General features: G+C 53.0%; 8 protein-coding genes and 1 pseudogene. 5 read left to right on the top strand and 4 right to left on the bottom strand.

Annotated elements, in window-relative coordinates; genetic code table 11:
• Nucleotides 1–39 precede the first annotated feature (39 nt).
• Together N6P30_RS15815 and N6P30_RS15810 are read left to right on the top strand one after the other, a co-directional pair.
• Nucleotides 40–2,220, top strand: coding sequence for a type I secretion system permease/ATPase (locus N6P30_RS15815; RefSeq protein WP_023292469.1), 2,181 nt, complete (start codon nucleotides 40–42; stop codon nucleotides 2,218–2,220).
• Nucleotides 2,217–3,392 (top strand): HlyD family type I secretion periplasmic adaptor subunit, encoded by a 1,176-nt coding sequence (locus tag N6P30_RS15810; RefSeq protein WP_008502297.1) that lies wholly within the window; start codon nucleotides 2,217–2,219, stop codon nucleotides 3,390–3,392. Before N6P30_RS15815 ends, N6P30_RS15810 begins: the two co-directional genes overlap by 4 nt.
• A gap of 35 nt (nucleotides 3,393–3,427) precedes the next feature.
• Here N6P30_RS15810 and N6P30_RS15805 read toward each other — a convergent pair whose 3' ends face one another.
• Nucleotides 3,428–4,312, bottom strand: a complete 885-nt coding sequence (locus tag N6P30_RS15805; RefSeq protein ID WP_023292468.1) for a hypothetical protein — start codon at nucleotides 4,310–4,312, stop codon at nucleotides 3,428–3,430.
• 276 nt (nucleotides 4,313–4,588) lie between these two features.
• Between N6P30_RS15805 and N6P30_RS15800 the strand changes: the two genes are divergently transcribed.
• Entirely contained in the window at nucleotides 4,589–6,052 is a 1,464-nt protein-coding gene (locus N6P30_RS15800; RefSeq protein ID WP_023292467.1) for an EAL domain-containing protein, read from the top strand.
• Nucleotides 6,053–6,081: 29 nt separating this feature from the next.
• Here N6P30_RS15800 and N6P30_RS15795 read toward each other — a convergent pair whose 3' ends face one another.
• From N6P30_RS15795 to N6P30_RS15785, 3 genes are all read right to left on the bottom strand, one after another.
• Complete coding sequence (locus N6P30_RS15795; protein WP_008502294.1) at nucleotides 6,082–6,354, bottom strand: YqjD family protein; 273 nt, start codon at nucleotides 6,352–6,354, stop codon at nucleotides 6,082–6,084.
• 119 nt (nucleotides 6,355–6,473) lie between these two features.
• Entirely contained in the window at nucleotides 6,474–7,142 is a 669-nt protein-coding gene (locus N6P30_RS15790) for an epoxyqueuosine reductase QueH (RefSeq protein ID WP_008502293.1), read from the bottom strand.
• A 124-nt stretch (nucleotides 7,143–7,266) separates the two neighbouring features.
• Nucleotides 7,267–7,743, bottom strand: coding sequence for a GNAT family N-acetyltransferase (locus N6P30_RS15785; RefSeq protein ID WP_008502292.1), 477 nt, complete (start codon nucleotides 7,741–7,743; stop codon nucleotides 7,267–7,269).
• A gap of 90 nt (nucleotides 7,744–7,833) precedes the next feature.
• Between N6P30_RS15785 and N6P30_RS15780 the strand changes: the two genes are divergently transcribed.
• Together N6P30_RS15780 and N6P30_RS24670 are read left to right on the top strand one after the other, a co-directional pair.
• Entirely contained in the window at nucleotides 7,834–8,763 is a 930-nt protein-coding gene (locus N6P30_RS15780; protein ID WP_023292466.1) for a LysR family transcriptional regulator, read from the top strand.
• Between the two features lie 158 nt (nucleotides 8,764–8,921).
• Nucleotides 8,922–9,049, top strand: a pseudogene (locus tag N6P30_RS24670) (HNH endonuclease); the annotation flags it as partial.

Below are 9,049 nucleotides of genomic sequence, written 5' to 3'. Positions count from 1 at the left end.
TTGGCGTTTCTTTACACGAATTGCGTTAACCCGGAGATTATGAAGACACATCCACAGTACGAACCCTGGCTGCAGGGCATGCTCATCATCGCGAAGCACTACCGGCTGGACTTTTCGGTGGAGCACGTTCGGGTCTCGATTAACCATGAAAGCCAGTCGCCGCGCCAGCTGGTGCTGGAGGAGATGGCGCGCCAGCTTGGGCTGGGGATGCGCGTGGTGGCGGCGGAAGCGGCATCCCTCGATCCGTGGCGTCTGCCGCTGCTGGCGGAATTTACCGGCGGGCAGATTGCGGTGATCAACCGCATGGACAACGAAGGCAACGTCAGCCTGCAGTTCAGCGGCGACGGCGGCCTGGAGACGACGCTAACGCGCGAGGCGCTCGGGTCGCGATTAAAGGGCCTGATGGTGCTGCGCCCGCTCGAGTCCACGCCGGATGCCCGCGTGGATGACTACATCAAACCGTATGAGAAAAACTGGTTCTGGCAGCTGGCGCTGAAGGACTGGCGACGCTACGGCGACATTATGCTGGTGGCGCTGGTCGCCAACGTGCTGGCGCTTTCCGGCATGGTCTTCTCCATGCAGGTCTACGACAGGGTGGTACCGTCGCAGTCAGAAGCCACGCTGTGGGTGCTGTTCGGCGGCGTGATGATTGCCATCGTGTTCGAATTCATCATGCGCATGCTGCGCGTGCACATTTCTGACGTGGTGGGGAAGCGCGCCGATCTGCGCATCTCTGAACGCGTCTTTGCCCATGCGCTGCGGATTAAAAACGGCGCACGCTCGAAATCAACCGGATCGTTTATCGCGCAGATCCGCGAGCTGGAGTCGGTGCGCGAGCTGATCACCTCGACGACCATTGCGGCCCTCTCCGATCTGCCGTTCTTCCTGCTGTTCGTCTTCATTCTGTGGATGATTGGCGGTCCGCTGGTGCTGGTGGTCCTGCTCGCCGTGCCGCTGTTGCTTATTCCGGGCCTGCTGGTGCAGCGCCCGCTGGGGAAACTCTCCAGCGAAGGGATGCGTGAATCCGCCATTCGTAACGCCACGCTGGTGGAAGCGGTGCAGGGCATTGAAGACATCAAGCTGATGCGCGCCGAGCAGCGTTTCCAGAACCAGTGGAATAACACCAACGACGTCGCCGCCAGCGTCGGCATGAAGCAGCGCTGGCTGACGGGCCTGCTGCTCACCTGGACGCAGGAGGTGCAGTCCATTGTTTACGCGGTGGTGCTGCTTGTGGGCTGCTATCTGGTCATCAGCGGCGACATGACCACCGGTGCACTGGTGGGCACCTCGATTCTGGCGTCGCGGACCATTGCGCCGCTGTCGCAGATCTCAGGCGTGCTCTCGCGCTGGCAGTCTGCAAAAGTGGCCCGCAAGGGGCTGGACGACCTGATGCAGCGGCCGATTGACGATCCGCAGCACGGCAAGAAGGTGCACAAAGCCCACCTGCGCGGCGACTATGCGCTTGAGGACGTCGGGTTTTATTACGACGAGGAAGAGAAACTCACCGTGCTCAACATCAGCAAGCTGCAGATCCGCGCCGGAGAACGCGTGGCGGTGCTCGGGCGTAATGGCTCCGGCAAAAGCACGCTCCTACAGCTTCTGGCGGGCATGCAGGAGCCGCAGCAGGGCAGCATTCTGCTGGACGATATTGCCCTTAATCATCTCGACCCGGCCGACGTGCGTCGCGACATGCAGCTGCTGAGCCAGCAGGCCCGTCTGTTCTTTGGCTCCGTGCGGGACAACATCCTGATGGGTAACCCGCTGGCGACCGACGATGAGATTCACCAGGCGCTGGTCAACAGCGGCGCGCTGGAGTTTGTGCGCAAACAGAAAATGGGGTTGAACACTATCATCAACGAGGGCGGAACGGGCCTCTCCGGCGGTCAGCGACAGGCGCTTTTGCTGGCGCGCGCCCTGATCACCTCGCCGACTATCCTGCTGCTGGACGAGCCTACCGCCTGGCTGGACGAAATGAGCGAAAAGCAGTTTATTCAGCATCTTCACACATGGCTGGGTAAACGCCGGACGCTGGTGGTGGCCACGCATCGCCTGCCGATTCTGGACCTGGTCGACCGCATCATCGTGCTGGAAAACGGCAAGGTGGTGATGGACGGCCCGCGCGACGCCATCCTGCACCAGCACGGCATGGCGCCGCAAAAGACAGCACAGCGCACCGTGACCATGAAACCGGCGGCGGTTGCAGAGGAGGGCGCGGCATGAATGATTTCTCCCGTTTTAATAGCCGACTGAAAGAGCCGCGCCTTCCGCGCGCCACGCTGGTGGCATGGTCGCTGTTCGCCCTGCTGGCGGCGTTTATCGCCTGGGCGAGCCTGTTCCATCTTGATGAGGTGACGACCGGCAGCGGTAAGGTGATACCGTCTTCTCATGAGCAGGTCATCCAGTCCCTGGAAGGCGGCATTATCCACAGCCTGATGGTGCGCGAAGGCGACATCGTCGAGCGCGGCCAGCAGCTCGCGCAGCTTGATCGGACAAAAACCGAGTCGAGCGTGCTGGAGAGCGAGTCGCGTCTGAATGCGGCGCTGGCCACGGCGGCACGCCTGAAAGCCGAAGTTAACGACACGGAGCTGACGTTTCCCGAGGAGCTGGATGACGACGTTGAGCTGGTTAAGCAGGAAACGGCGCTCTATCAGTCCCGTCGCGAGAGCCTTGAAAAGGGGCTGGCGGGTTTACGTCAGGGTGCCGAGCTGGTGCAACGCGAGCTGTCGTTGACTCGTCCGCTGGTGACACAGGGGGCGGCCAGCAAGGTGGAGGTGCTGCGTCTTGAGCGTCAAAAAAATGAGCTTGAGAATAAAATCACCGAGATGAAAAACCAGTATTACGTCCGCGCTCGCGAAGAGCTGGCGAAAGCCAATGCGGAGATTGAAGCCCAGCGTTCGGTGATGAAGGGTCGGGAAGACTCCCTGACCCGACTGACCTTCAATGCGCCGGTTCGCGGGATCGTAAAGGATATTGACGTCACGACCGTGGGCGGCGTCATCCCGCCGAACGGCAAGCTGATGAGTCTGGTTCCGCTTGACGATCAGATGGTGATTGAGGCGAAAATTTCGCCGCGCGATGTGGCGTTTATCCATCCTGGCCAGAAGGCGCTGGTGAAAGTGACGGCCTATGACTACTCCATTTACGGCGGGCTGGAAGGGGAAGTGACCATGATTTCGCCGGACACCCTGCAGGATGAGGTGAAAAGAGATGTTTATTACTATCGCGTCTATATTCGTACCGACAGTAACCATCTGACCAATAAGCAGGGTCAGGAATTTCCGGTCTTTCCGGGCATGATTGCTACCGTTGATATTAAAACCGGCAGCAAAACCATTCTGGATTATCTGTTGAAACCGCTGAACAAGGCAAAAGAGGCGCTGCGGGAAAGATAGGTGAAGGGCGTTCGGAACACCGAACGCCTGGTGGATTATACGGTTGACGTCACGTTGTGAGGGTGGCGTCGCTCTTTAGGAACCACGTTGATGTAATGCGTGACATACGCAAAATATAATCCGGCATAATTTTCGACGAGTTCGATAAACGCCGGATAGACCGATAGCCGACCATCACCCCGATCTTTCAGATAGCCTGCCTCCTGAGCTGATTTGATAATCCGGTTGACGTGGATGCGCGATACAAAAAATTCTTTTGCGAGCGTGCTGGCTGAATAGTCAATAACGGCACCATGGGCGGATTTGTTTTTCATAGCCTGCAGGTAAAGATAAAGCATAATCATACGGCCACCATCTTTATCAATAAATAATCCTACTTCAGGCAAAACCTTTCTGAACGTTAATCCCCGAAAAAGATATTCTGCCGCGCGGCGGAAGAAGTTACTTCTCAAAATATCATTATCCAGCAGGTTTACATTAATATTAAATGTCGGATAAAGAATACTGACGGGCAAAAAAGCGCCGGACATATAACGCTTTAGTTCATTCAGGCCTTTTTCGGTTGGCGCGATTCTCGTCTTTCGTCTGTCTTCCGTACAGCGCCAGGTCCTGATGCGCCCGGTGGTTCTGAGTATCGTAATGATCGCAATAACGCTGTTGGGGCTGGCTATCTTATAGCGAGAACATAACTCTTTAATTTCAGAAACTGACTCGGCCTGATTGCCAAAAATAAAACAACACATGGAGAGGATAATGTTGAACCGTGATTCCTGTAGCATTGTCTTGTAGAACAAAGGTTGTTTTTTGTAGATGGTGTCATTAATTGTGCAGTGCTCTAATATTGCCTCACCGAATCGTGGATTGTTCTTTATGACATCCCTTCGATGTAGCAAGGCCCTGGATGAGATATGATTATCCATAGCATTTTTCTCGTATTTGAATGAGCCGATAGATGAAGTGTCCAGTCTTCTTTTTCGGAATTTTCATTATACCCTGAGAATAAAATATTTGCCGGGGTTATTTGAAAAGAAAAGTATAGTTAAACGTTTGTGATTAACGCAAAGATGTTCCGGTGAATTAGGCTGATAACAGTTTCTTAACCCTGGGTGCTACTGTAAAATTATACTACGCAACAGATGCAATAGATTTTACGCATACTCAAACAGAAATGGCGCTTTGGTGCCCAGGAGCAGGTTATGACCCAAAAAATGTCTCTCAAAAATGGGGTTTGCGATGAACATAAATTTGTCATCTCAGCCTGCGGCTTCACATTTCAGGGGTATTGTTCGATCCTCAATAAGTACGGGATCCACGCTTCCCAAATTCACTTTAACGGAGATGAGGCATCCCAACAGGATGTTGAAAATATCCTTAAAAATCAGGATGCCCATATCGTGGTGTTCCTCGGGAAAGGTGTCGTCAATCTCCTGGAAAGCCTGAAGCGACTGGCCTCGGTACTCAATGCACTCCCCGTTATTCGGCATGTCACCCTGTATGGTGATATTCCTGACGGCTGGCTGTACCGCACGCTGGGCAGTCTTTTAAATAACAGTTATCAATTATCATTGATTCGCGTTGCCAGCGTTTCGGACATAGTAGGCTGTTTTAATACCCATTACAAAAGCTTTAAGGATCGTTCCCGCGTATTACGCGAACGCTACATGGATATTGGCTCTGAAGAAAATCTAAAGTGGTTAACAAGAAGAGAGATTGACGTTTTATTAAATTTCTATCGTGGTATGTCCGTAAAGGAAATGTGCGATAGAATGGGGTTGTCGAATAAAACGGTTTATACCCACCGAAAGGAAGGAGTGCTTAAATTACGTTTAATTAAGCGCTGGTTACACGATCCGCACAATTTTAAAGCAGAGAAACCTAATAAACACCCGCGTCAAAAAGTGGGGTTCACGGAAAAAGAAGCCGAAATTTTTAATGCGTTACGTAATCGGGAAATATTCCCGGCATATCAGATTATTACCGATCGAGATAAAAAAGGGGTTGGGTTTGAAATCCTGATTCGCTGGAATAAAAACGGTAAAATTGTCAAGCCTGCCAGTTTTTTAACGGATGTTTCCAATCATGAAATCTGGCTGAAAATTACGGCGTTGGTCATCCATGCCGCCGTTTCAGGTATTAATAAGTATAACGGGAAATACTATTTTTCAGTGAATATTCCGCCTCGTCTGGCGTCCGGGAGTGCTTTGCCTGATATGGCACGGAAAGCCATTGGCATGCTGCTCAAACCGCAGTGGGCCGAAAAGCTGGTTTTTGAATTTGCAGAAGATATTGACGTGACGAAGGACAAAAGGATCCCTGAAACCATGCGGCATTTACGCAATACGGGGTGTCGATTGTTCCTGGATGACTGCTTCTCTAACCATCAAACCATGTTCCCGGTGCGCCAGGTGCATTTCGATGGGCTTAAGCTGGATCGGGACATCGTTGAGCATTTTGTGGCAAACGACAATGACTATAATTTGATTAAAGCGATACAGGTTTACAGCGACATGACCGGAACGGACTGTATTGCAGAAGGGGTTGATAGTGAAGAAAAGTTTGAGAAATTAGTCGAGCTGGGCATCAAGAACTTTCAGGGATATTATTTATCGCGTGCCGTGAAAGAGGAGGAGTTAGACCGCATGGTCAGGTTGTTTAGTTAAGAAAAAATAAAGCCCCGAAGGGCCCTGGTTTATTTCCGGCCCAGCAACAAGCCGAGAACAATACCGATTGCACCCGCGGCAACGAGGCCGGTGAGGGGATTGTTTCTGACGGCTTCAGTGACATCGGAAACGGCATCGCTGGCCTGAGCGGCATATTTTTTAGCAGCACCTTTAACCTGATGTTTTGGTGAATCAACGAATTCACCAAACTGCTGCTGCGCTGAACCTGCAAGTTCATCAAATTTATTTTTTGCTTTATCTTCAGCAAACTGGGTGTTTTTATCAGTACCGAAATCAGACATTTTTGCCTCCTTTTGTTGATAATTAAAGGATAGCCGCTCTTTGTGGATACGGCAGGCGAAAGGCTAAATTCGGCACCTGAAAGGGCGGTTTTCGGATATATCTCTATACCCGGAACCCGTTATTTCTCATTGTCATCCTGACCGTAAAACAGTTTCCCAATGCGGATTAGCGGGCGGCCCTGTGACTTACGGTGCAGGTTACTGTCCCTGAGCGAATAAACGCAGCCGCAGTATTCCTGCTGGTAAAACTGTTCCCGCTTGCTGATCTCAATCATGCGCGAGGAGCCGCCCTGTTTACGCCAGTTATAGTCCCAGTACACCATACCCGGATAGCGCGCCGCCGCACGCTGGCCGCAGTCATTTATCTGCTGCATGTTCTTCCAGCGGGAGATCCCCAGCGAGCTGCTGATGACGCTGAATCCATTTTCTGCCGCATAGAGCGCCGTACGCTCGAAACGCATATCGAAGCACATGGTGCAGCGGACGCCGCGCTCGGGTTCCCATTCCATGCCTTTCGCGCGCTCAAACCAGTTATCGGTGTCGTAATCGGCATCAACAAACGGCACGCCGTGCTTTTCCGCAAAGCGAATATTTTCCTCCTTACGAATGAGGTATTCCTTTTGCGGATGGATATTGGGGTTATAGAAGAAAATGGTGTACTCAATGCCCGACGCCTGGATAGCCTCCATCACTTCACCGGAGCAGGGGGCGCAGCAGGAGTGCAGCAGCAGTTTGTCAGCGCCGTTTGGCAGGGTGAGTTGAGGGCGGATAAAAGGGGCTGTCGTCATGGCGTTCTGCACTATGTTTATGAAATTTATGGAAGGGTAGCATAAATTCATAATCTGTTGAGACGGGATCGACGCAGGAAAGCGCGATCCCGCGGGGCGGGATCTTCTCGGGTATGACGTGCCGCTACTCGGCAAATTTGAGCAACGCTTCTCCGTCAAGACGGTAGCGCACCCATTCGGACTGCGGCAGCGCGCCAATGCTCAGATAAAAATCGATGGCGGGCTGGTTCCAGTCCAGCACGCTCCATTCAAGGCGACCGCACTGCCGTTGTACGGCGAGCTGGGCGATATGTTTCAGCAGTGCTTTTCCCGCCCCCAGGCCGCGATAAGCTGGGGAAACATACAGATCTTCCATATAAATCCCGTTGCGGCCAAGCCACGTTGAATAGCTGGTGAAGAACACGGCATAGCCGGCGATCTTGCCTTCACACTCCGCGATCAGCGCTTCGGTTTTAGTTCCTGCGCCAAAGAGCGTTTCCCGGATCTCCTCCGGCGTGGTAACCACTTCTTCCGGGGCTTTTTCATACACCGCCAGCTCATAAATCATGGCGTAAATGGCTGCCGCATCTTCGGGGCGTGCCTGACGAAGGGTGATGCTCATTGTTTTTCCTGCTTTTTAGCGTGCGTCTTGATTGATGGCGTTAAGCATACGGCGTATTGTCTGAAGAATTAAGTGCAATGAAATCAACAAATGATGAATATTATGCATCCGGCCCTGAGACGTCTTGATTTAAACCTGCTGCCCGTTTTCGACGCGATTTACCGCCACCGCTCCGTTCGCCTGGCCGCTGACGAGCTGGCGATGAGCACATCCGCGCTCAGCCATGCGCTGTCGCGTCTGCGTGCCACCCTGAATGACCCGCTGTTTTTCCGCGAAGGGCACCGCATGTCCCCCAGCGTGTATGATTCTCAGCTCGCGCCTTCCATTGCTTCCGCACTGTCGTTCCTGAATCATGAGCTGACTCCGCAGCCGGATTTTGATGCAGCCAGCAGTTCGGAGTGCTTACAAATTGCGATAACGGACTTTACCGCGCTGTGCATTTTCCCGGCTCTGATGCACAGGCTGCAGCTTACTGCCCCGGGTTTACGCTTTGAATTGCGCTATCTGCCGCACAGCCCGGCGCTGACGGAACTGCTGGCGGGCGAGGTGGATCTGGCGCTGGGCTTCAGCACTCAGGATGATATCCGGCACCCGGAGCTGGAAGAGATCGACTGGTTTGAAGATGAGTATGTGGTCATTAGCAACGCGCGCCGGACGCGGCTGACGCTGGAGGAGTATCTCGCGGCCCGACACCTGGTGGTGACGCCATGGAATGAGAAGCAGGGCGTTCTTGACGTACGGCTTGAGCAGCTGGGCTATACCCGACAAATCGCGATCAAAACGCCGTCGATGCTCAGCGCACCGTTTATCGTAGCGGAAAGCGACCTGCTGATGGCCATCCCTCGATACGCCGCTGAGAAGCTGGTTACGGCAGCAGGCCTGAGGATTTTTCCTTTACCGTTCTCGATACGCTCGTTTGAAGTGAAAATTTACTCGCATAAACGCAGCGGCCAGCGGGGCGCAACGCGCTGGCTGAAGGAGGAACTGCAAACGCTGGCGCAGGCTGCCAGGGGACGGTAGGCCGGGTAAGCGCAGTGCCGCCCGGCAGAAAGGACGGTCAGTACCGGATCGTCAATTTAACGGCAGGTAGATATCGGTTTGCAGCGCATGTTCCGGCACCTCGTGAACAAAGTTGAATTAGCGAAGCAATTAAATAATGCTAATCTTGGTCAGACAAAATTAGGGAAAACAGCTTTTGTGAAAAAAGGCGAGCGAGGGGCAAGAGGTTAAAACATGAACTTCATCATAAAAAATCAATACAAGATGGTGGCGAGGTATATGATATTGATAATTTAAGGGTGTTAAC

It is taken from the genome of Enterobacter sp. PL1 (assembly GCF_945957325.1).
Taxonomy (GTDB): domain Bacteria; phylum Pseudomonadota; class Gammaproteobacteria; order Enterobacterales; family Enterobacteriaceae; genus Enterobacter; species Enterobacter roggenkampii.
This window is presented reverse-complemented; position numbering and strand designations above follow the sequence as displayed.

Bases quoted from the DNA above. Each gene is read 5' to 3' on its own strand.
- N6P30_RS15805 (WP_023292468.1), bottom strand. From the start codon at position 4,312: ATGGATAATCATATCTCATCCAGGGCCTTGCTACATCGAAGGGATGTC.
- N6P30_RS15795 (WP_008502294.1), bottom strand. From the start codon at position 6,354: ATGTCTGATTTCGGTACTGATAAAAACACCCAGTTTGCTGAAGATAAA.
- N6P30_RS15800 (WP_023292467.1), top strand. From the start codon at position 4,589: ATGACCCAAAAAATGTCTCTCAAAAATGGGGTTTGCGATGAACATAAA.
- N6P30_RS15790 (WP_008502293.1), bottom strand. From the start codon at position 7,142: ATGACGACAGCCCCTTTTATCCGCCCTCAACTCACCCTGCCAAACGGC.
- N6P30_RS15815 (WP_023292469.1), top strand. From the start codon at position 40: ATGAAGACACATCCACAGTACGAACCCTGGCTGCAGGGCATGCTCATC.
- N6P30_RS15810 (WP_008502297.1), top strand. From the start codon at position 2,217: ATGAATGATTTCTCCCGTTTTAATAGCCGACTGAAAGAGCCGCGCCTT.
- N6P30_RS15785 (WP_008502292.1), bottom strand. From the start codon at position 7,743: ATGAGCATCACCCTTCGTCAGGCACGCCCCGAAGATGCGGCAGCCATT.
- N6P30_RS15780 (WP_023292466.1), top strand. From the start codon at position 7,834: ATGATGAATATTATGCATCCGGCCCTGAGACGTCTTGATTTAAACCTG.